At 52.0% G+C, this 21,873-nt stretch carries 27 protein-coding genes; 14 read left to right on the forward strand and 13 right to left on the reverse strand.

The window, feature by feature from the left end:
- Nucleotides 1-6: 6 nt before the first annotated feature.
- The 9 genes from ptsN to DK872_RS10075 form a co-directional block, all read right to left on the reverse strand.
- On the reverse strand, nt 7-498 hold the full coding sequence (gene ptsN, locus DK872_RS10035) for a PTS IIA-like nitrogen regulatory protein PtsN (protein WP_007369895.1): 492 nt from the start codon (nt 496-498) through the stop codon (nt 7-9).
- Between the two features lie 81 nt (nt 499-579).
- A complete protein-coding gene (gene hpf / locus DK872_RS10040; protein ID WP_007369896.1) occupies nt 580-867 on the reverse strand; it encodes a ribosome hibernation promoting factor in 288 nt (95 codons plus the stop codon).
- A gap of 22 nt (nt 868-889) precedes the next feature.
- The gene (gene rpoN / locus DK872_RS10045; protein WP_035887975.1) at nt 890-2,323 is read right to left on the reverse strand and encodes an RNA polymerase factor sigma-54; all 1,434 of its coding nucleotides are present in this window, start codon (nt 2,321-2,323) and stop codon (nt 890-892) included.
- A 48-nt stretch (nt 2,324-2,371) separates the two neighbouring features.
- A complete protein-coding gene (lptB, locus tag DK872_RS10050) occupies nt 2,372-3,097 on the reverse strand; it encodes an LPS export ABC transporter ATP-binding protein (RefSeq protein ID WP_007369898.1) in 726 nt (241 codons plus the stop codon).
- Between the two features lie 6 nt (nt 3,098-3,103).
- Nucleotides 3,104-3,658 (reverse strand): lipopolysaccharide ABC transporter substrate-binding protein LptA, encoded by a 555-nt coding sequence (lptA, locus tag DK872_RS10055; protein WP_007369899.1) that lies wholly within the window; start codon nt 3,656-3,658, stop codon nt 3,104-3,106.
- Complete coding sequence (gene lptC, locus DK872_RS10060; protein WP_007369900.1) at nt 3,627-4,202, reverse strand: LPS export ABC transporter periplasmic protein LptC; 576 nt, start codon at nt 4,200-4,202, stop codon at nt 3,627-3,629. The genes lptA and lptC overlap by 32 nt, the downstream gene beginning before the upstream one ends.
- Nucleotides 4,199-4,765, reverse strand: a complete 567-nt coding sequence (gene kdsC / locus DK872_RS10065) for a 3-deoxy-manno-octulosonate-8-phosphatase KdsC (protein ID WP_007369901.1) — start codon at nt 4,763-4,765, stop codon at nt 4,199-4,201. The genes lptC and kdsC overlap by 4 nt, the downstream gene beginning before the upstream one ends.
- Before the next feature lie 14 nt (nt 4,766-4,779).
- A complete protein-coding gene (gene kdsD / locus DK872_RS10070) occupies nt 4,780-5,766 on the reverse strand; it encodes an arabinose-5-phosphate isomerase KdsD (protein ID WP_007369902.1) in 987 nt (328 codons plus the stop codon).
- A 13-nt stretch (nt 5,767-5,779) separates the two neighbouring features.
- A complete protein-coding gene (locus DK872_RS10075) occupies nt 5,780-6,754 on the reverse strand; it encodes a calcium/sodium antiporter (RefSeq protein ID WP_007369903.1) in 975 nt (324 codons plus the stop codon).
- A gap of 229 nt (nt 6,755-6,983) precedes the next feature.
- Between DK872_RS10075 and mlaF the strand changes: the two genes are divergently transcribed.
- From mlaF to murA, 7 genes are all read left to right on the forward strand, one after another.
- On the forward strand, nt 6,984-7,796 hold the full coding sequence (mlaF, locus tag DK872_RS10080) for a phospholipid ABC transporter ATP-binding protein MlaF (protein WP_043956383.1): 813 nt from the start codon (nt 6,984-6,986) through the stop codon (nt 7,794-7,796).
- A gap of 7 nt (nt 7,797-7,803) precedes the next feature.
- Nucleotides 7,804-8,586, forward strand: a complete 783-nt coding sequence (gene mlaE, locus DK872_RS10085) for a lipid asymmetry maintenance ABC transporter permease subunit MlaE (RefSeq protein ID WP_007369905.1) — start codon at nt 7,804-7,806, stop codon at nt 8,584-8,586.
- Nucleotides 8,587-8,590: 4 nt separating this feature from the next.
- Nucleotides 8,591-9,142: an outer membrane lipid asymmetry maintenance protein MlaD gene (mlaD, locus tag DK872_RS10090; RefSeq protein WP_007369906.1), complete on the forward strand. Its 552-nt coding sequence runs from the start codon at nt 8,591-8,593 to the stop codon at nt 9,140-9,142.
- Nucleotides 9,143-9,157: 15 nt separating this feature from the next.
- The gene (gene mlaC, locus DK872_RS10095) at nt 9,158-9,796 is read left to right on the forward strand and encodes a phospholipid-binding protein MlaC (protein ID WP_007369907.1); all 639 of its coding nucleotides are present in this window, start codon (nt 9,158-9,160) and stop codon (nt 9,794-9,796) included.
- A complete protein-coding gene (mlaB, locus tag DK872_RS10100) occupies nt 9,793-10,086 on the forward strand; it encodes a lipid asymmetry maintenance protein MlaB (RefSeq protein ID WP_007369908.1) in 294 nt (97 codons plus the stop codon). Before mlaC ends, mlaB begins: the two co-directional genes overlap by 4 nt.
- Before the next feature lie 126 nt (nt 10,087-10,212).
- Nucleotides 10,213-10,467 (forward strand): BolA family iron metabolism protein IbaG, encoded by a 255-nt coding sequence (ibaG, locus tag DK872_RS10105; RefSeq protein ID WP_007369909.1) that lies wholly within the window; start codon nt 10,213-10,215, stop codon nt 10,465-10,467.
- Nucleotides 10,468-10,522: 55 nt separating this feature from the next.
- Nucleotides 10,523-11,782, forward strand: a complete 1,260-nt coding sequence (murA, locus tag DK872_RS10110) for a UDP-N-acetylglucosamine 1-carboxyvinyltransferase (RefSeq protein ID WP_161518318.1) — start codon at nt 10,523-10,525, stop codon at nt 11,780-11,782.
- Between the two features lie 58 nt (nt 11,783-11,840).
- Here the strand turns inward: murA and sfsB are convergent, their stop codons facing one another.
- A complete protein-coding gene (gene sfsB, locus DK872_RS10115) occupies nt 11,841-12,116 on the reverse strand; it encodes a DNA-binding transcriptional regulator SfsB (protein ID WP_007369911.1) in 276 nt (91 codons plus the stop codon).
- 204 nt (nt 12,117-12,320) lie between these two features.
- A complete protein-coding gene (gene ispB / locus DK872_RS10120; protein ID WP_007369912.1) occupies nt 12,321-13,292 on the reverse strand; it encodes an octaprenyl diphosphate synthase in 972 nt (323 codons plus the stop codon).
- A gap of 258 nt (nt 13,293-13,550) precedes the next feature.
- Here ispB and rplU point away from each other — a divergent pair, with 258 nt between their 5' ends.
- The 4 genes from rplU to cgtA all read left to right on the forward strand — a co-directional run bounded on the left by rplU (nt 13,551) and on the right by cgtA (nt 16,395).
- Complete coding sequence (gene rplU / locus DK872_RS10125) at nt 13,551-13,862, forward strand: 50S ribosomal protein L21 (protein ID WP_007369913.1); 312 nt, start codon at nt 13,551-13,553, stop codon at nt 13,860-13,862.
- Nucleotides 13,863-13,882: 20 nt separating this feature from the next.
- Nucleotides 13,883-14,140: a 50S ribosomal protein L27 gene (rpmA, locus tag DK872_RS10130; protein WP_035887967.1), complete on the forward strand. Its 258-nt coding sequence runs from the start codon at nt 13,883-13,885 to the stop codon at nt 14,138-14,140.
- Between the two features lie 95 nt (nt 14,141-14,235).
- Complete coding sequence (locus tag DK872_RS10135; RefSeq protein WP_007369915.1) at nt 14,236-15,201, forward strand: DMT family transporter; 966 nt, start codon at nt 14,236-14,238, stop codon at nt 15,199-15,201.
- Nucleotides 15,202-15,216: 15 nt separating this feature from the next.
- Complete coding sequence (gene cgtA, locus DK872_RS10140; RefSeq protein ID WP_007369916.1) at nt 15,217-16,395, forward strand: Obg family GTPase CgtA; 1,179 nt, start codon at nt 15,217-15,219, stop codon at nt 16,393-16,395.
- A gap of 78 nt (nt 16,396-16,473) precedes the next feature.
- Here the strand turns inward: cgtA and dacB are convergent, their stop codons facing one another.
- A complete protein-coding gene (gene dacB / locus DK872_RS10145; RefSeq protein ID WP_071921597.1) occupies nt 16,474-17,907 on the reverse strand; it encodes a serine-type D-Ala-D-Ala carboxypeptidase in 1,434 nt (477 codons plus the stop codon).
- Nucleotides 17,908-18,154: 247 nt separating this feature from the next.
- Here dacB and greA point away from each other — a divergent pair, with 247 nt between their 5' ends.
- Nucleotides 18,155-18,631 carry a transcription elongation factor GreA gene (greA, locus tag DK872_RS10150; protein WP_035887959.1) on the forward strand — a complete coding sequence of 159 codons (477 nt, stop codon included), beginning with the start codon at nt 18,155-18,157 and terminating at the stop codon, nt 18,629-18,631.
- 152 nt (nt 18,632-18,783) lie between these two features.
- Here the strand turns inward: greA and yhbY are convergent, their stop codons facing one another.
- Nucleotides 18,784-19,077, reverse strand: coding sequence for a ribosome assembly RNA-binding protein YhbY (gene yhbY, locus DK872_RS10155; protein WP_007369919.1), 294 nt, complete (start codon nt 19,075-19,077; stop codon nt 18,784-18,786).
- 118 nt (nt 19,078-19,195) lie between these two features.
- Between yhbY and rlmE the strand changes: the two genes are divergently transcribed.
- Together rlmE and ftsH are read left to right on the forward strand one after the other, a co-directional pair.
- Nucleotides 19,196-19,822 (forward strand): 23S rRNA (uridine(2552)-2'-O)-methyltransferase RlmE, encoded by a 627-nt coding sequence (gene rlmE, locus DK872_RS10160; RefSeq protein ID WP_007369920.1) that lies wholly within the window; start codon nt 19,196-19,198, stop codon nt 19,820-19,822.
- A gap of 102 nt (nt 19,823-19,924) precedes the next feature.
- A complete protein-coding gene (gene ftsH / locus DK872_RS10165; RefSeq protein WP_007369921.1) occupies nt 19,925-21,856 on the forward strand; it encodes an ATP-dependent zinc metalloprotease FtsH in 1,932 nt (643 codons plus the stop codon).
- Nucleotides 21,857-21,873 lie beyond the last annotated feature (17 nt).

Raw genomic sequence — 21,873 nt, forward strand, 5'->3', positions numbered from 1 at the left:
TTCCCGTTACGCATCGTCGCTTTCGCCTTCTGTCTGCGTGATTATCTGATACAGCTCTTCATCGTTCTGCGCACTGCGCAGGCGACGGCAAATGGTTTTATCCGCCAGCCGTTTGGCCACCAGCGAGAGCGTATGCAGATGCGTTTTGGTTTGATCGGCCGGCACCAGTAGTGCAAACAGCAGATCGACAGGCTGATTATCGATAGCGTCGAAAGCAATGGGCGTTTCGAGTTGTACAAAAACGCCGACGGCGCGCAGCGTGTCCTCTTCCAGCTTACCGTGGGGGATGGCTATACCGTTACCAATACCGGTACTGCCCATCTTCTCACGCGTAAGAATGGCTTCGAAAACGACCTGTGGCGGCAGGCCAAGCTGTTTTGCCGCCAGTTCACTGATGATTTCCAGAGCACGTTTTTTGCTCTGGCAGTGAACGCCGCTACGTGTACATTCCTGGTTAAGGACATTGCTCAGTTGAAGAGCGGAATCGTTATTCATCATAATTTCACCTAAGCGCCGTCAGAGCCACGCACCCTACCGGGTTGCGGTAGGGTGCAACGCGCCAAACGAACGCCCGGACAATTAGTGTTGTTTCAGTTTATCTTTATGTTTCGTGAGCTGCCGCGACAGTTTATCGATCAAACCGTCGATGGCAGCGTACATATCCTGTCCTTCCGCGCTGGCATGCAACTCGCCTCCATTAACATGCAGGGTTGCATCCGAGGTATGGATCACTTTCTCCACTTTCAACACAATATAGACCTGATTAATCCTTTCGAAATACTGCTCAAGCTTGGCAAATTTGCTGTTCACAAATTCACGTAAGGCATCAGTGATTTCGACGTTTTGTCCTGTGATGTTAAGCTGCATAGTGTCTTCCTTATCGGTTGGGTCACACCAGCTGTTTACGCTGGTTAGACGGCGGAATGGATAAAGACTCTCGATACTTCGCAACGGTACGCCGCGCTACCATAATTCCTTGATCGGAAAGGAGCGTCGTCAGCTTACTGTCGCTCAGTGGTTTTGCAGGGTTTTCTGCGGCGATTAATTTCTTAACCAGTGCGCGAATGGCTGTTGACGAGGCTTCGCCGCCGCCTTCCGTATTCACATGGCTGGAGAAGAAATACTTCAGTTCAAAAATGCCGCGAGGACTGTGCAGGTACTTCTGCGTTGTCACACGGGAAATCGTGGACTCGTGCATTTCGACGGCCTGAGCGATATCCGCCAGCACCATCGGTTTCATAAACTCTTCGCCCTGTTCAAAGAATGCCTGCTGCTGCTCGACGATGCAGCGGCTGACGCGCAATAGCGTGTCATTACGGCTTTCAAGGCTTTTGATCAGCCACTTCGCTTCCTGCAAATTACTGCGGATAAACTGGGTGTCGGCGTCATTGCGCGCGCCGCCGCCCATTGAAGCGTAGTGCTGGTTGATTTGCAGACGCGGAATGCTGTCGGAGTTCAGTTCTACCGTCCAGCGCCCGTTGTGCTTACGCACCAGCACATCCGGGATGACATATTCTGGTTCACCGGTCTGGATCGACTGGCCGGGGCGCGGATCCAGCGACTGGATCAGATTTACTGCTTCTTTCAGCACATCCTCTTTAAGACGTGTGACGCGCATGAGAGAGCGGAAATCATGGTTAGCGAGCAGATCAAGGTGATCGCTGATAATCAGGCGAGCCTCTTCACACCAGGGCGTATCTTTCGCGAATTGGGACAGTTGGATCAACAGGCAGTCGCGCAGATCGCGCGCAGCGACGCCAACCGGATCGAAACGCTGAACGCGCTTTAATACCGCTTCAACTTCATCGAGACCGATTTCTTCATCGCCCATGCTTTCCAGCACATCCTCAAGCGACACGGTAAGGTAGCCGGTCTCATCGACAGCATCGACAATAGAGGTTGCGATTGCGCGATCGGTATCGGAAAACGGCGTTAACTCTACCTGCCACATCAGGTAATCCTGAAGAGACTGTGTCGTTTCACCCTGATAAATCGGCAGTTCGTCATCAATATAATCGTGGCTGCTGCCGGAAGGCGTTCCGGCGGTATAAATCTCATCCCAGCTGGCGTCCAGCGGCAGCTCTTCAGGCATCTCTTTCTGTTCGAGCGCGTCTACAGTATCCAGGCCTTCATTTTCCTGGGTTTGTTGGCTATCCACTTCTTCATGAAGATCGGCTTGTTCCAGCAATGGGTTACTCTCCAGCGCTTGCTGAAGTTCCTGCTGAAGTTCTAACGTAGACAGCTGCAACAGACGGATAGCCTGTTGCAGTTGCGGCGTCATAGCTAGCTGTTGGCTAAGCCTTAATTGCAAACCTTGCTTCATATTCAGAGCAGCACTCTCCGCCAAAATACCTCAATAAACTCTACCCTATCAGAGTCTGAAGTCTTCCCCAAGATATACGCGCTTAACGTGTTCGTCTTCAAGGATTTGCTGCGGTGTACCATGAGCAATTAAATGCCCCTGGCTGACGATATAAGCACGTTCACACACCGCCAGCGTTTCGCGAACATTGTGATCAGTAATTAACACGCCTAACCCACTGTCACGTAAGTGTTCAATGATGCGTTTGATGTCGATAACCGAAATAGGATCGACGCCCGCAAAGGGTTCATCCAGCAAGATAAATTTAGGATTTGCCGCCAGTGCGCGCGCAATTTCAACGCGGCGACGTTCACCACCGGAAAGGGACTGTCCCATATTGTCGCGCAGATGCTCAATATGGAACTCTTCCATCAACTCGTTAGCGCGATCCTCGCGCTGTTCGGAAGTCAGATCGTCACGGATCTGAAGCACCGCCATCAGGTTGTCGTACACGCTCAAACGACGAAAAATAGACGCTTCCTGCGGCAAATAACCGATGCCGCGACGTGCGCGCGCATGCAGTGGCAGTAAGCTGATATCGTCGTCATCAATAATGATATTGCCCGCGTCACGCGGAACAATCCCGACCACCATATAGAAGGTGGTCGTTTTCCCTGCGCCGTTAGGGCCAAGTAGCCCAACAATTTCGCCAGAGTTAACGGTCAGGCTGACGTCTTCAACCACGCGGCGACCCTTATAGGCTTTCGCGAGATTCTTTGCAGTTAATGTTGCCATAACGAATTAGTTACTCTTCTTAGGAGCCGGGGTTTGGGTGTTGCCCTTGTCCTGCAACTGCGACGGCACCAGTACGGTGGTGACGCGTTTACCTTTGTCGCTGAACGCCTGCATTTTCTGCTCTTTCACCAGGTAGGTGATCTTGTCGCCTGTGATGTTGCTGTCCAGCTGCTCGAGATAGGCCTTACCGGTCAGCACGACAAAATCTTTTTCCAGCTCGTAGTGCATCTGTAAAGCGTGGCCTTTCACCGGTTTGCCGTTGTCCTGCATCTGATAAAACGTAGCCGGGTTGCCATAACCATCAATGATCTCTTTGCCTTGCTGGCCGCCCGGACGCGTCACCACCACTTTATCGGCGTTGATTTTAATGGTTCCCTGCGTCACCACGACATTGCCGGTGAAGGTGACAATATTGCCCTGCATATCCAGCGACTGCTGATCGGAGTCGATATGGATCGGCTGTTCGGTATCACCGGTCACGGCAAAAGCCGGAAGCGCAGCGGCAAAAAGCGTACTGGCAAGAACCAGGTTAAGGCTGAGTTTGTTTGTTTTGAATTTCATAGGAGCTTCTAACCTTTTCAATCAGCTCGGCGTTTTTGCTGCGTAAGTTGCCGCGCATTTTCAGGCCGGTGGAATTAAATGTTGTTCCGTACAATGTTACCTGATCATCGGAAGTAACATCCTGCGTTACCAGATTGATCTGGGCGTTATCCGTGGTGATTTTTCGTAGCTGTGCATCTGCTGTCAATGCGTTGACCTCAACATGTCCGTAAAGGTAAAGCATTCTGTCGCTTGTTAATTTCGCTTTATCTGACTTAATTGACCAGGTCGGTATTTTGTTCTGGTCAAAGGTTGTCAGCACCGGTTTCGCGTACCAACTCACGCCATCGACGGAGTAGTATTCGACATTTTGCGCAATCAAGCGGTAGTTGAGCGCACCTTCCGGGCTATAAACCACCGTGTCGGTGTGTTTGCTGGTGTAGGTTGGCGCTTTGTCGTCAGTTGTGGTTTGTTCAGGTTCATCCTGAGAGGTCAGGTTAATACCAATCAGTACCAAAGCGACCAGCGCCAGTAGAATAATGACCCAACGTCTGGTTTTACTCATATCGATTGCCCTTTGGCCTCATCCAGCTTGCCCTGCGCCAGCAGCAACAAATCACACACTTCACGGACTGCGCCGCGGCCTCCATTGATGCGCGTAACATAATCGGCACGCGGAAGCAGCAAGGGATGCGCATCGGCGACGGCAATGCTTAGACCAATTTCGGCCATCACCGGCCAGTCAATTAAATCATCACCCACATAGGCAACCTGCTCCGGCGTTAGCGCCAGCCTGGCCAGTAATTCATGGTAGGCCAGTAGTTTATCCGACTGTCCCTGATACAGGTGCTTAATCTTCAGGGTTTCACAACGATCTTCTACCAGTTTAGCTTTTCGACCGGTAATAATGGCGATCTCAATGCCGGAAGTTAATGCACAGCGGATCCCGTAGCCATCGCGAACGTTAAACGCTTTTAGCTCTTCCCCATTGTTGCCCATATAGATGAGGCCATCGGATAGCACGCCGTCCACATCGAGGATCAGCAGGCGAATTTTTTCCGCTTTACTCATGACTTGCGCGCTAACCGGCCCATAACAGGTTGGAAGCGACGCGCCAGCATTACTCATTCTGATGTCCTTCTTTACACTACGCCAGCGCGCAGCAAATCATGCATATGTAACACACCCAGCAACTGGTCGCCATCGGCAACCATCACCGAGGTAATGTGGCGGGACTGCATCAGGTTCAGCGCATCAACCGCAAGCGTATTAGGCCGTACGCGAATGCCGCCCGGTGTCATCACGTCAGCAATACCCATGTTGCGTACATCTCCGCCCATATCAAACACGCGACGTAAGTCGCCGTCGGTAAAAATGCCTTCGATCTTCATCAGATCGTCGCAGATCACCGTCATACCTAAATTTTTGCGTGTGATCTCCAGCAGCGCATCGCGCAAACTGGCGGCCTTGCTGACATGCGGGATCTCATCGCCGGTGTGCATGATATCGTTGACGCGCAACAACAGCTTGCGTCCCAGCGCGCCGCCAGGGTGAGAAAGGGCGAAATCCTCTGCGGTAAACCCACGCGCTTTCAATAGCGCAACCGCCAGCGCATCACCCATGACCAACGCGGCTGTGGTACTGGAAGTCGGCGCCAGGCCAAGCGGGCAGGCTTCTTTAGGCACCTTCACGCAGAGATGAATATCCGCCGCGCGCGCCATACTGCTTTCCGGGCGGCTGGTCATACAGATCAGCGAAACTTTTAGCCGTTTCAGTACCGGGATCAGCGCCAGTATTTCGTTTGATTCGCCAGAGTTAGACAGGGCGATCACCACATCCTGCGGGCTGACCATACCCAGATCGCCATGAGCCGCCTCGCCGGGATGGACAAAAAAGGAAGGGGTGCCCGTGCTGGCGAATGTGGCCGCCATTTTTCTGCCGATATGGCCGGATTTTCCCATCCCCATCACCACTACTTTGCCGGCGCAATAGAACATTTTCTCGCACGCCTGAGCGAAGTCATGGTTGATGTATTGATCAAGCTGTGCGAGGCCTTCACGTTCAATCTCGAGGACGTCTTTGCCTGCTTGTTGAAAGTCAAAACCCGGCTGCAAATCTATTTGCGACATAATGCGTATCCGATTATCCAGTCAAAAGCGGCGACAGCCAGTACAGCATCGCCAGCCATACGATAAACCCGCTAAACAGCAGCGCGCCCACGCCCTTACTGATCTGCTTACGTTTCCAGCAGGTAAGGGCAAAAATGGCGCTGACCAGTAGCATCACGCCATAATCACGCGTAAAAGCCATCGGGTTAAACGTGCCCGGCGCAATCAGCGCGGGCAAGCCAAGCACGATAGCAATATTAAAAATGTTGGAGCCAATGATATTGCCTATCGCAATATCGTCTTCCCCCTTGCGTGCTCCCGCAATGGCTGTTGCCAGTTCCGGAAGCCCGGTGCCGATGGCAATAACCGTCAGGCCAATGGTGAGTTCGCTGATCGCAAAATAGTTCGCCACCACGGTGGCGTTATCCACCACCATGCGTGTTGCCATCGGCATAATAATCAGCGCGACGCCCAGCCACAGGCAGGCGACAGAGAGCGTGCCATCGCGTGGCAATTCAGCCAGTTGCTCGCGTGTCAGGCTATCATTGCCCTGACGCTCGGCGTGGCGGGCAATTTTAACAATGAACACCAGCCATAGCACGGCTAATAACAGTAAAATAATGCCATCTACGCGCGTTAGCTGCCCATCGTAAAGCACAGCGCCAGCCAGCAAGCTGGCTAACAAGGTTAGCGGTAATTCTCGACGCAGAATATCGGAATGCACGGTAAAAGGGTGCAGCAGCGCCGCGACGCCGAGAATCAATAAGATATTGGTAATGTTGGAGCCGATGGCGGTACCGATAGCCAGATCAAGCTGGCCATGAAAGGAGGCTGCAACCGAGGTGATAATTTCTGGTAATGACGTGCCGATACTGACAACGGTCATCCCGATGATTAAAGGGGGTACGCCTAATGCCCGGCAAAGTATCGAAGCTGCGAACACCAGACGATCGGCGCTGTAGACCACCAGGAGTAAACCAATTATCAATAGCGCCGTGGCTAAAAGCATCTAACGTCCTTTCTTAAGGTATAATTCTGCCGGTTTGCAGGCCGCCATGTCGTGCGAAACCGGACGTTACGCATAGCGTAATGATTCCTAATTTTGACTTTATGCGGCTCAAAAGTAAAACAAATGCCAGCTTTCGCTAACCTCCGCGGGTAATATTCTGTAAAAATATTGGGTTTTAGATGTTAGCAAGCGTCATGCTTATATCCGATAAGGTCGAAAGGAAAAGAAAATGAGCCAGACTGTGGCGAATCTGGTCGATGTCCGTGGCGTGAGTTTTTCCCGCGGCAATCGATCCATCTTCGACAATATTTCACTGACGGTACCGCGCGGTAAGATCACCGCGATCATGGGGCCGTCGGGGATCGGCAAAACAACGCTGCTGCGCTTGATTGGCGGCCAGATCCCGCCAGACAAAGGCGAGATATTGTTTGATGGCGAGAACGTGCCGGCAATGAGCCGTTCGCGTCTTTTTACCGTACGTAAACGAATGAGCATGCTGTTCCAGTCTGGCGCGCTGTTCACGGATATGAACGTTTTTGACAACGTTGCTTATCCCTTGCGTGAGCATACGCATCTGCCCGCGCCGCTATTGCACAGCACGGTGATGATGAAGCTGGAAGCCGTCGGTTTGCGCGGCGCCGCATGGCTGATGCCTTCGGAGCTCTCTGGTGGCATGGCGCGACGTGCTGCGCTGGCGCGCGCTATCGCGCTGGAGCCGGATCTGATCATGTTCGATGAGCCGTTTGTTGGTCAGGATCCAATCACTATGGGCGTGCTGGTAAAATTAATTTCTGAACTCAATAGCGCGCTTGGCGTCACATGCATCGTGGTTTCTCATGATGTGCCTGAAGTGCTGAGCATTGCTGATTATGCCTACATCGTGGCTGACCGTAAGATCATTGCCCACGGTAGTGCGCAGGGGTTACAGGAAAATAGCGATCCTCGCGTGCGTCAGTTCCTTGATGGCATTGCCGATGGCCCGGTGCCGTTCCGCTATCCGGCTGGTGATTACCAGCTCGATTTATTAGATTCAGGGAGTTAAGACGCTCATGCTGTTAAATGCACTGGCGGCGCTAGGACATCGCGGCATCAAAACGATCGCCACATTTGGGCGTGCCGGTTTGATGTTGTTCAACGCGGTGATTGGCAAGCCAGAATTCCGTAAGCATGCGCCGTTGCTGGTTCGCCAGCTTTATAACGTCGGCGTGTTATCCATGCTCATCATTATTGTCTCCGGCGTGTTTATTGGTATGGTGCTCGGCCTGCAGGGTTATCTGGTGCTGACGACTTACAGCGCAGAAACGAGCCTTGGCATGCTGGTGGCGCTGTCGCTGCTGCGTGAATTGGGGCCGGTGGTTGCTGCACTGTTGTTTGCCGGCCGCGCGGGTTCTGCGTTGACGGCCGAGATTGGCCTGATGCGCGCTACTGAGCAGATCTCCAGCCTGGAGATGATGGCGGTTGATCCGTTACGTCGCGTGATTTCTCCCCGTTTTTGGGCTGGTGTTATCTCGCTGCCGCTGCTGACGATCATTTTTGTCGCGGTCGGGATTTGGGGCGGTTCGCTGGTTGGGGTTAACTGGAAAGGTATTGATAGCGGCTTTTTCTGGACGGCGATGCAAAACGCCGTTGAACTGCGGCGGGACCTGGTTAACTGCCTGATAAAAAGCGTGGTCTTTGCTATTACCGTAACCTGGATTGCGTTGTTTAACGGTTACGATGCAATCCCGACTTCTGCCGGGATTAGCCGTGCGACAACGCGCACCGTTGTGCACTCCTCGCTGGCCGTACTCGGTCTTGATTTTGTGCTCACCGCATTGATGTTTGGGAATTGAGTTCATGCAAACGAAAAAAAGTGAAATCTGGGTAGGTGTTTTTCTGGTGCTGGCGCTGCTGGCTGCACTCTTCATCTGCCTGAAGGCGGCGGATGTCACGTCAATGCGTACTGAACCGACCTACCGCGTTTACGCGACATTCGACAATATCGGCGGCCTGAAAGCGCGCTCGCCGGTCCGCATTGGTGGGGTAGTGATTGGTCGCGTTGCTGATATCTCCCTCGATCCTAAAACCTATCTGCCGCGCGTGGCGCTGGATATCGAAGATCGTTACAACCAGATCCCGGATACCAGTTCGCTGGCTATCCGTACGTCGGGTTTGCTGGGGGAACAGTATCTGGCGTTGAATGTCGGGTTTGACGATCCAGAAATGGGAACCTCGATGCTTAAAGATGGCAGCACAATTCAGGACACCAAGTCCGCGATAGTGCTTGAGGATCTCATCGGACAATTCCTTTACAACAGTAAAGGCGGTGACAATAAGAATTCAGGCGATGCGGTAGCGCATGGTGAAGGGAATACTCAAGCCGCACCGTCTGCTGGTCAGACGAATTAAGAGGAGAATCGAGTTATGTTTAAACGCTTATTAATGGTTGCCCTGTTAGTAGTGGCGCCGCTGGGTGCGGCAGTCGCTGCCGATCAAAGCAACCCGTATGCTGCAATGAAAGATGCGGCGCAGAAAACGTTCGATCGCCTCAAAAATGAGCAACCGCAGATCCGCGCTAACCCGGACTACTTGCGTGATGTCGTCGATCAGGAACTGCTGCCGTATGTACAGGTGAAGTATGCTGGTGCGTTGGTGCTGGGTCGTTACTATAAAGAAGCTACGCCGGCGCAGCGCGACGCGTATTTCGCCGCTTTCCGCGAGTATCTGAAACAGGCTTATGGCCAGGCGCTGGCGATGTATCACGGCCAGACTTATCAGATTGCACCGGAACAGCCGCTGGGCGATGCCACGATTGTGCCGATCCGCGTAACCATCATTGATCCGAACGGCCGTCCGCCTGTGCGACTGGATTTCCAGTGGCGTAAAAACACGCAGACCGGAAACTGGCAGGCCTTCGACATGATTGCCGAAGGGGTCAGCATGATCACCACTAAACAGAATGAGTGGAGCGATCTGCTGCGTACGAAAGGTATCGATGGTCTGACTGCGGAATTGCAGTCTATTTCCCGCCAGAAAATTACCCTGGACGAGAAGAAACAATGACGCCGCAGCTCAGCTGGTCGCGCGAGGGTGAAAGCCTGACGTTGCAGGGGGAACTGGACCAGGATGTCCTCAACCCGCTGTATAATGCACGCGTCGAGGCAATGAAAGGTGTAACGTGCATCGATTTACAGGGCGTAACTCGTGTTGATACGGCTGGTGTCGCTTTATTGATTCATCTTATCGCTGAGGGGAAAAAGCAGGGCACCGCTATTTCGTTGGCTGGTATGAGCGATAATGTCACAACGCTCGCAGCACTGTATAACCTGCCCGAGGATGTACTCCCTCGCTAATTTTTTCAAAGCGTTACTATCTAAAGCCCCATCCTTTATATTGATGGGGCTTTTTGCTTGTTTAAGACCGCGTCACTTTCCTCTAAGATGTGTGACTGTTTTCACTATCAGATGATATTTACACCCATGGAAAATCATGAAATCCAGACAGTGCTTATGAACGCACTCTCTCTCCAGGAAGCCCACGTCACTGGCGATGGCAGCCACTTTCAGGTTGTCGCTGTGGGTGAGATTTTTGACGGCATGAGCCGGGTAAAGAAACAACAAACCATCTATGGCCCGCTGATGGAATACATCGCGGATAACCGTATTCATGCCCTGTCGATCAAAGCGTATACACCGCAAGAGTGGGCTCGCGATCGCAAATTAAACGGCTTTTGAGCGTAGGTGGGGCTCGTCCCGCTGCGCGTGTGAATTCTTAACAGAGATCAGATGAATGGATAAGTTTCGTGTACAGGGGCCAACGCGTCTCCAGGGCGAAGTGATAATTTCAGGTGCGAAAAATGCCGCACTGCCGATCCTCTTTGCCGCCCTGCTGGCAGAAGAACCGGTCGAAATCCGCAACGTTCCGAAACTGAAAGATATCGACACCACCATGAAGCTGCTGAGCCAGCTGGGTACGAAGGTGGAGCGTAATGGGTCCGTATGGATCGACGCCAGCAAAGTGAATGTGTTCTGCGCGCCGTACGATCTGGTGAAAACCATGCGTGCCTCTATTTGGGCGCTGGGGCCGCTGGTTGCCCGTTTCGGCCAGGGGCAGGTTTCACTGCCAGGTGGTTGTGCAATCGGCGCGCGTCCGGTTGATTTGCACATTACCGGCCTGGAGCAGTTGGGTGCCGAGATCAAACTGGAAGAGGGTTATGTAAAAGCCTCTGTCAATGGCCGCCTGAAAGGCGCACATATTGTGATGGATAAAGTGAGCGTCGGCGCGACGGTTACGATTATGTCCGCAGCCACGCTGGCGGAAGGTACAACCATCATCGAGAATGCTGCCCGCGAGCCGGAAATTGTCGATACGGCAAACTTCCTCAACACGCTTGGTGCGAAAATCTCCGGTATGGGTACTGACCGCATTACTATCGAAGGCGTACAACGCCTTGGCGGTGGTGTTTATCGCGTGTTGCCCGACCGTATTGAAACGGGGACTTTCCTCGTTGCAGCGGCGATCTCCGGCGGCAAAATTGTCTGTCGTAATGCTCAGCCGGATACGCTGGATGCAGTGCTGGCGAAACTGCGTGATGCAGGGGCTGAAATCGAGGTCGGTGAAGACTGGATTAGCCTCGATATGCACGGCAAACGCCCGAAAGCAGTGAATGTGCGGACTGCGCCGCATCCGGGGTTCCCGACCGACATGCAGGCGCAATTTACGCTGCTGAATCTGGTCGCTGAAGGAACCGGCGTCATCACTGAAACCATTTTCGAAAACCGTTTCATGCACATTCCGGAGCTGATCCGCATGGGCGCGCATGCGGAAATCGAAAGCAATACGGCGATTTGCCACGGCGTAGAAGTTCTCTCCGGCGCTCAGGTAATGGCGACCGATCTGCGTGCTTCCGCAAGCCTGGTGCTCGCGGGGTGTATTGCTGAAGGGACAACCATCGTCGATCGTATCTATCATATCGATCGCGGCTATGAACGCATTGAAGATAAGCTCAGCGCTCTCGGTGCAAACATCGAGCGCGTTAAAGGCGAGTAAGCGACAGTTAGCGACAAAAAAGGGAGCCTCTGCTCCCTTTTTTACTGGCCGGTTTTACTTACTTATCGCCGCGCTTTTTGCGCATCAGCTTTGTTTTATCAATAAAAGCATGCGTGACGGGATCGTAATAGCGCGATGGCCATATTACCCACGGCTCTGTTCCCAGCGCCCTGGCGATAATCAACTCTCCTTTCGGCCAGGAACGGGTCAATGCATTCGCAAGGGTGGATGAGCTTAACCCGTTTTTTCGCGATTCTGCGGCCAGCGATGTCCCTTTTTTACGCAGCCCTGCAATAATATCGGCTTGATGCCAGTCGATAAATTTCGTTTCCATAACATCTCCCTGATAGAAGTTGATACCAATCCTTTTGTGATACTTACTATACTCATACAGGAATTTTTGTTCTAAAAAGTTCATGTATATTTTGTGTTTTAGGATTTTGACAAAGCAATGATGTCAGGTGATTTGAAAGGTTTTGATTTATTTATGGAAACTTACAAGAACTTTCCCGCGACAAAGCGCGGGAATCTGGAAGGATTAACGATCGCGCTGCACCGCGATATGGGCCAGGCCGATCAGTGCCTCTCTCCATGGGGTATCAGGCAGAACCTGTAGAGCAGAAATCGCTTTATCCGCTTCCTCTTCGGCGCGACGACGAGTCCACTCCAGTGAGCCGCAAGCTGCCATTGCTTCCAGTACAGGTTCCAGAAGATGCCGACCATTACCTTGCTCAATGGCTTCGCGAATCATCTGCGCCTGTTCCGGAGTACCGTGATGCATAGCATGCAACAGTGGCAACGTCGGTTTCCCCTCGTTCAGGTCATCACCGGTGTTTTTACCTAATGTCTCGCCATCAGCGCTGTAATCCAGCAAGTCGTCGATCAACTGGAACGCGGTTCCCAGATAACGGCCGTAATCCTGTAACCCTTTTTCCTCTGCTTCGTTGCAGCCGGCCAGCAGACCGGAACACTGCGCCGCCGCTTCAAACAGACGTGCGGTTTTGCTATAGATGACGCGCATGTAGTTTTCTTCGGTGATGTTCGGGTCGTTGACGTTCATCAATTGCAGCACTTCACCTTCGGCAATGACGTTCACGGCTTCTGACATCAGTTCCAGCACCCTCAGCGAACCGAGACTGGTCATCATCTGAAAAGCGCGAGTATAGATAAAATCCCCGACCAGCACGCTGGCTGCATTACCAAATGCGGCATTGGCTGTCGCTTTGCCGCGACGCATGTCAGATTCATCCACAACATCGTCATGCAGAAGTGTCGCAGTGTGAATAAATTCGATCAGCGCTGCGATCGTGATGTGTGAATTGCCTTCATATCCAACGGCGCGCGCCGCCAGTACTGCTATCATTGGGCGGATGCGTTTGCCACCGCCGCTTACGATGTAATAACCCAACTGGTTAATTAACTGAACATCCGAGTTGAGTTGTTGCAGGATCGTCGCATTCACACCCGCCATATCTTGCGCGGTTAACTCATTGATTTTTTCTAAATTCATCGCAAAAGCCGGGCTTTCAGTCCTGTTTACCACATATCAAAATGGGATAACAAAGGGTTACGGGTTAGAATAGTATTGTTGATTGTACTGTAAAAACGCGCCAGATAAACGATACCTTACAAGTTGTGTTTTTTTTCTTCGTTGAGTGACGATCTCTCTTGTCAAAGGCTCGCGATTTGCGTAATATTCGCGCCCTATTGTGAATATTTATAGCGCACTCTGATTGATCAGAATATGTGCGCGGAAGCGGAGTTTTATATGTACGCGGTTTTCCAAAGTGGTGGTAAACAACACCGAGTAAGCGAAGGTCAGACCATTCGCCTGGAAAAGCTGGACATCGCAACTGGCGAATCTGTTGAATTTGCTGAAGTTCTGATGATCGCAAACGGTGAAGAAGTCAAAATCGGCGTTCCTTTCGTTGATGGCGGCCTAATCAAAGCTGAAGTTGTTGCTCACGGTCGTGGCGAGAAAGTTAAAATCGTTAAGTTTCGTCGTCGTAAACACTATCGTAAGCAGCAGGGCCATCGTCAGTGGTTCACTGATGTGAAAATTACTGGCATCAGCGCCTAAGACCTGAGGAGTAGATTTAAATGGCACATAAAAAGGCTGGCGGCTCAACTCGTAACGGTCGCGATTCAGAAGCTAAACGTCTGGGCGTAAAACGCTTTGGCGGAGAAGCAGTTCTGGCAGGTAGCATTATCGTTCGTCAGCGTGGCACCAAGTTCCATGCTGGCCCTAACGTAGGTTGCGGCCGTGACCATACTCTGTTCGCTTTGACTGACGGTAAAGTTAAGTTCGAAGTTAAAGGCCCGAAAAACCGTAAATTTATCAGCATCGTTGCTGAATAAGTTTTTCGCGTCCCGGTAACGGAAGAAAGCCCCGCACAGGTTGCGGGGCTTTTTACATTAGAAGTCCGGTAAAATTTCTGGCAGGGAATACGGGCATGAAACAGCAGGCAGGCATAGGTATCGTCCTGGCGCTCATCACTGCGATGTGCTGGGGGGCGCTACCTATTGCGATGAAGCAGGTGCTGGAAGTGATGGAGCCGCCTACGGTGGTATTTTATCGCTTTTTAATGGCAGGGATCGGCCTCGGCCTGATTCTGGGCTACAAGAGGAAATTTCCTCCACTGCAAATGTTTCGTAAGCCGCGTTGGTTAATTTTGTTGGCTATTGCCACTGGTGGGTTGTTCGGAAACTTTATTCTGTTCAGCTCTTCCCTGCAGTATGTCAGCCCGACGGCCTCGCAGGTGATAGGTCAGCTTTCTCCCGTAGGTATGATGATTGCCAGCGTCTTTATTCTGAAAGAGAAGATGCGTGGTACTCAAGTGATTGGTGCATTGATGCTAATCAGTGGTCTGGTGATGTTTTTCAATACCAGCCTGGTGGAGATTTTTACCCGACTGACCGATTACACCTGGGGTGTTATTTTCGGGGTCGGTGCGGCAATGGTGTGGGTGAGCTACGGCGTCGCGCAAAAAATATTATTGCGTCGACTGGCGTCTCAGCAAATCCTCTTTTTGCTGTACACTTTATGTACGATAGCATTATTGCCGCTGGCAAAGCCCGGTGTACTGTTCCAGTTGAGCGAATGGCAACTCGCTTGCCTGATTTTTTGCGGGCTGAATACGCTGGTTGGGTACGGTGCGCTGGCGGAAGCAATGGCGCGCTGGCAGGCGGCGCAGGTAAGCGCATTGATTACGTTGACGCCGCTGTTTACGTTGTTATTTTCAGATGTGTTATCAATGGCCTGGCCCGATGTTTTCGCCAGACCGATGTTAAACCTGGTCGGTTATCTCGGTGCGTTTGTCGTGGTTGCGGGCGCCATGTTTTCCGCTATTGGCCATCGTCTGCTGGGACGTTGGCGCAGTCGTGAAGTGGTCGTCACTGTGCCCCGCTCAGGCGAATGAGTTACGGAGAGTAAAATGAAGTTTGTTGATGAAGCTACGATCCTTGTCGTGGCGGGCGATGGTGGTAACGGCTGTGTAAGCTTCCGCCGCGAGAAATATATTCCGAAAGGTGGCCCTGACGGCGGCGATGGCGGTGATGGTGGTGATGTCTGGCTGGAAGCGGACGAAAACCTGAACACGCTGATTGACTACCGTTTTGAAAAATCTTTCCGCGCAGAGCGTGGTCAGAACGGTCAGAGCCGTGATTGTACCGGGAAGCGCGGTAAAGACATCACCGTGAAGGTGCCTGTTGGTACGCGTGTTATCGATCAGGGCACTGGCGAAACCATGGGTGATATGACCAAACATGGTCAGCGTCTGATGGTCGCCAAAGGCGGCTGGCACGGTCTGGGCAATACCCGTTTTAAATCATCCGTTAACCGTACTCCGCGTCAGAAAACGATGGGTACACCGGGTGATAAACGCGATCTGCAACTAGAGCTGATGCTGCTGGCGGATGTGGGAATGCTGGGGATGCCGAATGCGGGTAAATCAACCTTTATTCGTGCCGTGTCTGCTGCAAAACCGAAAGTGGCGGATTATCCGTTTACTACTCTGGTTCCGAGCCTGGGCGTTGTCCGTATGGATAACGAGAAGAGCTTTGTGGTTGCTGATATTCCGGGGCTGATTGAAGGGGCTGCCGATGGCGCAGGTCTTGGTATCCGCTTCCTGAAACATCTGGAACGCTGCCGTGTGTTGCTGCATCTGATCGATATCGATCCGATCGATGGTTCCGATCCGGCTGAAAACGCGCGCGTTATCGTCGGTGAACTGGAAAAATACAGCGAAAAGCTGGCTTCTAAGCCGCGCTGGCTGGTGTTCAACAAGATTGACCTGATGGACAAAGCCGAAGCGGAAGAGAAAGCGAAAGCGATCGCTGAAGCACTGGGCTGGAAAGATAAATTCTACCTGATTTCTGCTGCCAGCCAGCAGGGCGTCAAAGAGCTGTGCTGGGACGTGATGACGTTCATCATTGAAAACCCGATCGCGCAGGCACAGGAAGAACAGCAGCCTGAGAAAGTTGAATTTATGTGGGATGATTATCATCGCCAACAACTCGAAGATGCTGAAGCGGTTGCTGAAGATGATGAAGAGTGGGATGACGACTGGGACGAAGACGACGAAGAAGGTGTCGAGTTCATCTACAAGCGTTAATACCTGAAACGCCCCGGTTTAGCGGGGCGCTGTAATCTGTGAAATGCCGGGACAGTGTGAACTACCCGGCATTTTTTATTAGTTGTTCTGGTAGATATCTTTGTACAAACGGCTCTCAAAACGAACCAACGGAATACGACGGTTTCGTTGATCCGCAGGTTCTACCGCATAGCCTGAAAGGTACTGCACAAAAGCCATCCGTTGACCGCTGGCGGTAGTAATAAATCCAGCCAGGTTATACACGCCCTGCAATGACCCGGTTTTCGCAGAAACCTTACCGTCCACGCCTGCTTCATGCAGACCCGCACGGTATTGCAGCGAACCATCATAGCCAGCCAACGGCAGCATCGAGATAAAATTAAGCTCAGTATCATGCTGCGCAATATATTGCAGTACCTGCATCATGGTTGACGGCGCCAGCAGATTATGGCGCGACAGACCTGAACCATCCGCAATAATCGTATTTCCCAAATCAACACCGGCCTGCTGGCGCAGAATCTGACGAACTGCATCTGAGCCCGCTCTCCAGGTGCCGGGCACGCCAAAACGAGCATGTCCGATCATGCGAAAGACGGTATCGGCAATCATATTGTCCGATTTCTTCAGCATGATCTTCAGCAGGTCGTGTAATGGGGCAGATTGCTTACTGGCGATCACCGTGCCTGGCTGGTTTTCCAGCGTTTGTCGCAGCAGTGTGCCAGTGTAAGTGATGCCTGCGGTTTTGAGTTCGTCTTTAATAATGGCACCAGCATAGCTGGCACCGTCCTGGATGGCGAAAGCCAGCGGGAGTGGGTCTGCTCGTTGTGGCAGGCAGCCGGTGAGTGTGAAGCGGTTTAAATCGCCGGGCACAACGTCGAGTTCACAATATTGTGCTTCTGATGAACCACGCGCGAGGGTGCGAACCTGGCTGAACATATTGACCGGGTAGTAAGAGGCGATACGGATATAGGCCAGATCGCCTGGTTTTTGCGCACTATAAAGTGATACAGAGAAGCAGTTGCGATCGATAATCGCCGCAGCCGGGGGAGCGCTAAAGCACTGCGTCATATCATTCCAGGGCCAGCCCGGGGCTTTATCGTGGCTGGCGAAAATGGAAGTATCAATCAGTACGTTACCCTCGATTTTCTGCACGCCTGACTTTTTCAGAGCGTTAATCATATTGCGAACATCCTGGCGTTTTAACGTCGGATCGCCGCCAAATCGTGCAATTAAGTCGCCTTTTAATACCCCATTCTCGACAGAACCTTTGCTTTCCAGCGTGGTTGTAAAGCGAAAGTCCGGCCCGAGTTGCAAAAGTGCCGCCAGTGCGGTGATCACCTTTTGCGTACTTGCGGGAAGCGCCATTTGCTTACCGTGGTAATCAATCTCGGGCGCCTGCGCGCCTACCTTTTGAACCATCAGTGCTAAATTCGCGCCGTCCGGAAGTTGATTAATATATTCGTCAACATTCGCGGCCTGAGCAGTCAGGGCTATACTAGTGGTCAATCCGATGATAAAGCTAGAAAATCGCATAATCTCGCGCTAACAACCTGGAAACAAGCCGTCATACTACGGCGCAACGCCCCGGAAAGTAAACGATGACCCATAGTGAACTTCCGGGTAAAATACGTATCAAATTGAAAAATTGTAGCTGACCTGGGGCTTTGTCCCCGGGTCAGTTTTCTTTTGCTCCTGCCCGGCGAGAAGCCCTGTCCGCGGGGAGACAGAGCAGACGGGGCGGGTTAACGCTCCTTACAGGAATGTTTAAGAGGTATAACAAATGCAAGCTATTCCGATGACCTTACGTGGTGCCGAAAAACTGCGCGAAGAGCTGGAGTTTCTGAAATCCGTTCGCCGCCCTGAAATCATCGCCGCTATTGCGGAAGCCCGCGAACATGGCGATCTAAAAGAGAACGCTGAATACCATGCTGCACGTGAACAGCAGGGTTTTTGCGAAGGCCGAATCAAAGACATTGAAGCGAAGCTCTCCAATGCGCAGGTTATCGATATCACGAAAATGCCGAAAAACGGCCGCGTTATTTTTGGCGCAACGGTTACTGTTTTGAATCTGGATAACGACGAAGAACAGACTTACCGCATTGTGGGTGATGATGAGGCTGACTTTAAACAGAACCTCATCTCTGTAAATTCACCGATCGCGCGTGGCCTGGTAGGCAAAGAGCAAGATGATGTTGTGGTTATCCGCACACCTGGCGGCGAAGTTGAATACGAAATCATCAAAGTGGAATACTTATGATGACAATACAGGTCACGTTTGTTGATCTATTGTAAAGAAAAGAAAAAGGCCGCATCGCGGCCTTTTATCAATACCAGGAGCGTGGCATTTTGCTCGTCTGCTGGCGGAAACCCCTCGTTTTACACAGCTTTTGTGTTCAATTCAGGATATCCTTAGCGTGGCAGCGAAATTTTACGCTCCGCGGTTGGGCGATAAAGCACCAGCGTTTTACCGATGACCTGTACATTGCAGGCGCCGGTTTCGCGAACGATAGCTTCCACAATCAAGGTCTTAGTTTCTCTGTCTTCAGAGGCGATCTTCACCTTGATAAGTTCATGGTGCTCTAACGCTTGTTCAATCTCGGCCAGTACCCCTTCGGTCAAACCATTATTGCCAAGCATAACTACCGGCTTGAGCGGATGTGCCAGACCTTTCAGGTGCTGTTTTTGTTTAGTACTCAGATTCATCGTATATTTTGCTTACGTTGGGATTGAAAACGGGTCATTCTACCGCCATCTCCTGTGTATCGCCAAATTGCGCGTCGAAATTTATCGATGTCGACGATGAACCCGGATGGAAAGTTAAATGACAGGTAAAAAGCGTTCTGCCAGCTCGAGCCGCTGGCTTCAGGAACACTTTAGCGATAAATATGTTCAACAGGCGCAGAAAAAAGGGTTGCGTTCCCGTGCCTGGTTTAAACTTGATGAAATACAGCAAAGTGACAAACTTTTTAAGCCGGGGATGACAGTTGTTGATCTCGGTGCGGCGCCTGGTGGGTGGTCGCAATATGCGGTCACGCAGATTGGCGGCAATGGTCGCATTATCGCTTGCGATCTTTTACCGATGGATCCAATCGTTGGTGTGGACTTCCTTCAGGGCGATTTTCGTGATGAATTAGTCCTGAAAGCATTACTGGAACGTGTTGGCGACAGTAAAGTCCAGGTTGTCATGTCTGATATGGCGCCGAACATGAGCGGAACGCCAGCGGTGGATATTCCCCGCTCGATGTATCTGGTTGAGTTGGCGCTGGATATGTGCCGCGATGTGCTGGCACCAGGCGGAAGTTTTTTAGTTAAGGTGTTTCAGGGCGAAGGTTTCGATGAATATCTCACGGAAATTCGTTCCATGTTTACGAAGGTAAAAGTGCGTAAACCGGACTCTTCGCGTGCGCGTTCACGCGAAGTGTATATTGTAGCGACCGGGCGAAAATGATACCCCGTTGATTTCGGCCTTTGGTTTGAAAGAAACTGGATATGTTGTATCCTGACGCTGTTTTTAACACAGTTGTAATATGAGGTTAATCCCTTGAGTGACATGGCGAAAAACCTAATACTCTGGCTGGTCATTGCCGTTGTGCTGATGTCAGTATTCCAGAGCTTTGGGCCCAGCGAGTCTAATGGCCGCAAGGTGGATTATTCTACCTTCCTGCAAGAGGTCAACCAGGACCAGGTTCGCGAAGCGCGTATCAACGGACGTGAGATCAACGTTACCAAGAAAGATAGTAACCGTTACACGACTTACATCCCGGTCAACGATCCGAAACTGCTTGATAACCTGCTGACGAAAAACGTCAAGGTTGTTGGTGAGCCGCCTGAAGAGCCGAGCCTGCTGGCTAACATCTTCATTTCCTGGTTCCCGATGCTGTTGCTGATTGGTGTCTGGATTTTCTTTATGCGCCAGATGCAGGGCGGCGGTGGCAAAGGCGCCATGTCGTTCGGTAAAAGTAAAGCGCGCATGCTCACGGAAGATCAGATCAAAACGACTTTCGCTGATGTTGCTGGCTGCGACGAAGCGAAAGAAGAAGTTGGTGAACTGGTCGAATATCTGCGTGAGCCGAGCCGGTTCCAGAAGCTGGGCGGTAAGATCCCTAAAGGCGTACTGATGGTCGGTCCTCCGGGCACTGGTAAAACGCTGCTGGCGAAAGCTATTGCGGGGGAAGCGAAGGTTCCATTCTTCACAATTTCCGGTTCTGACTTCGTTGAAATGTTTGTGGGTGTTGGTGCTTCTCGTGTGCGCGACATGTTCGAGCAGGCCAAGAAAGCGGCACCGTGCATTATCTTCATCGATGAAATCGACGCCGTTGGCCGCCAGCGTGGCGCAGGCCTCGGTGGTGGTCACGATGAACGCGAACAAACGCTGAACCAGATGCTGGTTGAGATGGATGGTTTCGAAGGTAACGAAGGTATTATCGTTATCGCTGCAACGAACCGTCCGGATGTGCTCGACCCTGCGTTACTGCGTCCTGGCCGTTTTGACCGTCAGGTTGTGGTTGGTTTGCCGGATGTTCGCGGTCGTGAACAGATCCTGAAAGTCCATATGCGTCGCGTGCCGCTGTCGCCGGATATTGATGCCGCGATTATCGCGCGCGGTACGCCGGGCTTCTCTGGTGCCGATCTGGCGAACCTGGTCAACGAAGCTGCACTGTTTGCCGCTCGCGGTAATAAACGCGTGGTTTCGATGGTCGAGTTCGAAAAAGCGAAAGACAAAATCATGATGGGTGCGGAACGCCGCTCCATGGTGATGACGGAAGCGCAGAAAGAGTCCACGGCCTACCATGAAGCAGGTCATGCGATTATCGGCCGTCTGGTGCCGGAACACGATCCGGTGCATAAAGTGACGATTATCCCGCGCGGTCGTGCATTGGGTGTGACGTTCTTCCTGCCGGAAGGTGATGCGATCAGCGCCAGCCGTCGGAAACTGGAAAGCCAGATCTCAACGCTGTACGGCGGTCGCCTGGCTGAAGAGATTATCTACGGTGTTGAACATGTTTCTACCGGCGCGTCCAACGATATTAAAGTTGCGACCAACCTGGCGCGTAACATGGTTACCCAGTGGGGCTTTTCTGACAAACTCGGTCCGTTGCTCTACGCCGAAGAAGAGGGTGAGGTTTTCCTTGGCCGTTCTGTAGCGAAAGCGAAACATATGTCCGATGAAACTGCGCGTATTATCGACCAGGAAGTGAAAGCGTTGATCGAGCGTAACTACGATCGTGCACGTCAGATCCTGAACGATAACATGGATATTCTGCATGCAATGAAGGATGCTCTGATGAAATATGAGACCATCGATGCACCGCAGATTGATGACCTGATGGCGCGCCGCGAGGTACGTCCGCCGGCAGGTTGGGAAGATCCTGGCGCGAACAACTCTGACAATAATGGTACTCCGCGTGCACCGCGTCCGGTTGATGAACCGCGTACGCCGAACCCGGGCAACACCATGTCTGAGCAACTGGGCGACAAATAAGTTATCCGTTGCTGGAC

Source organism: Kosakonia sp. MH5, from assembly GCF_009935945.1.
GTDB lineage: Bacteria > Pseudomonadota > Gammaproteobacteria > Enterobacterales > Enterobacteriaceae > Kosakonia > Kosakonia radicincitans.

Excerpts from the sequence above, each read along its gene's own strand:
- lptC (WP_007369900.1), bottom strand. The coding sequence starts at position 4,202 with ATGAGTAAAACCAGACGTTGGGTCATTATTCTACTGGCGCTGGTCGCT.
- ispB (WP_007369912.1), bottom strand. The coding sequence starts at position 13,292 with ATGAATTTAGAAAAAATCAATGAGTTAACCGCGCAAGATATGGCGGGT.
- rplU (WP_007369913.1), top strand. The coding sequence starts at position 13,551 with ATGTACGCGGTTTTCCAAAGTGGTGGTAAACAACACCGAGTAAGCGAA.
- mlaE (WP_007369905.1), top strand. The coding sequence starts at position 7,804 with ATGCTGTTAAATGCACTGGCGGCGCTAGGACATCGCGGCATCAAAACG.
- murA (WP_161518318.1), top strand. The coding sequence starts at position 10,523 with ATGGATAAGTTTCGTGTACAGGGGCCAACGCGTCTCCAGGGCGAAGTG.
- mlaB (WP_007369908.1), top strand. The coding sequence starts at position 9,793 with ATGACGCCGCAGCTCAGCTGGTCGCGCGAGGGTGAAAGCCTGACGTTG.
- mlaC (WP_007369907.1), top strand. The coding sequence starts at position 9,158 with ATGTTTAAACGCTTATTAATGGTTGCCCTGTTAGTAGTGGCGCCGCTG.
- ftsH (WP_007369921.1), top strand. The coding sequence starts at position 19,925 with ATGGCGAAAAACCTAATACTCTGGCTGGTCATTGCCGTTGTGCTGATG.
- DK872_RS10075 (WP_007369903.1), bottom strand. The coding sequence starts at position 6,754 with ATGCTTTTAGCCACGGCGCTATTGATAATTGGTTTACTCCTGGTGGTC.
- lptA (WP_007369899.1), bottom strand. The coding sequence starts at position 3,658 with ATGAAATTCAAAACAAACAAACTCAGCCTTAACCTGGTTCTTGCCAGT.
- ibaG (WP_007369909.1), top strand. The coding sequence starts at position 10,213 with ATGGAAAATCATGAAATCCAGACAGTGCTTATGAACGCACTCTCTCTC.
- rlmE (WP_007369920.1), top strand. The coding sequence starts at position 19,196 with ATGACAGGTAAAAAGCGTTCTGCCAGCTCGAGCCGCTGGCTTCAGGAA.
- mlaD (WP_007369906.1), top strand. The coding sequence starts at position 8,591 with ATGCAAACGAAAAAAAGTGAAATCTGGGTAGGTGTTTTTCTGGTGCTG.
- DK872_RS10135 (WP_007369915.1), top strand. The coding sequence starts at position 14,236 with ATGAAACAGCAGGCAGGCATAGGTATCGTCCTGGCGCTCATCACTGCG.
- dacB (WP_071921597.1), bottom strand. The coding sequence starts at position 17,907 with ATGCGATTTTCTAGCTTTATCATCGGATTGACCACTAGTATAGCCCTG.
- hpf (WP_007369896.1), bottom strand. The coding sequence starts at position 867 with ATGCAGCTTAACATCACAGGACAAAACGTCGAAATCACTGATGCCTTA.
- yhbY (WP_007369919.1), bottom strand. The coding sequence starts at position 19,077 with ATGAATCTGAGTACTAAACAAAAACAGCACCTGAAAGGTCTGGCACAT.
- kdsD (WP_007369902.1), bottom strand. The coding sequence starts at position 5,766 with ATGTCGCAAATAGATTTGCAGCCGGGTTTTGACTTTCAACAAGCAGGC.
- rpoN (WP_035887975.1), bottom strand. The coding sequence starts at position 2,323 with ATGAAGCAAGGTTTGCAATTAAGGCTTAGCCAACAGCTAGCTATGACG.
- cgtA (WP_007369916.1), top strand. The coding sequence starts at position 15,217 with ATGAAGTTTGTTGATGAAGCTACGATCCTTGTCGTGGCGGGCGATGGT.
- sfsB (WP_007369911.1), bottom strand. The coding sequence starts at position 12,116 with ATGGAAACGAAATTTATCGACTGGCATCAAGCCGATATTATTGCAGGG.
- kdsC (WP_007369901.1), bottom strand. The coding sequence starts at position 4,765 with ATGAGTAATGCTGGCGCGTCGCTTCCAACCTGTTATGGGCCGGTTAGC.
- greA (WP_035887959.1), top strand. The coding sequence starts at position 18,155 with ATGCAAGCTATTCCGATGACCTTACGTGGTGCCGAAAAACTGCGCGAA.
- rpmA (WP_035887967.1), top strand. The coding sequence starts at position 13,883 with ATGGCACATAAAAAGGCTGGCGGCTCAACTCGTAACGGTCGCGATTCA.
- lptB (WP_007369898.1), bottom strand. The coding sequence starts at position 3,097 with ATGGCAACATTAACTGCAAAGAATCTCGCGAAAGCCTATAAGGGTCGC.
- ptsN (WP_007369895.1), bottom strand. The coding sequence starts at position 498 with ATGATGAATAACGATTCCGCTCTTCAACTGAGCAATGTCCTTAACCAG.
- mlaF (WP_043956383.1), top strand. The coding sequence starts at position 6,984 with ATGAGCCAGACTGTGGCGAATCTGGTCGATGTCCGTGGCGTGAGTTTT.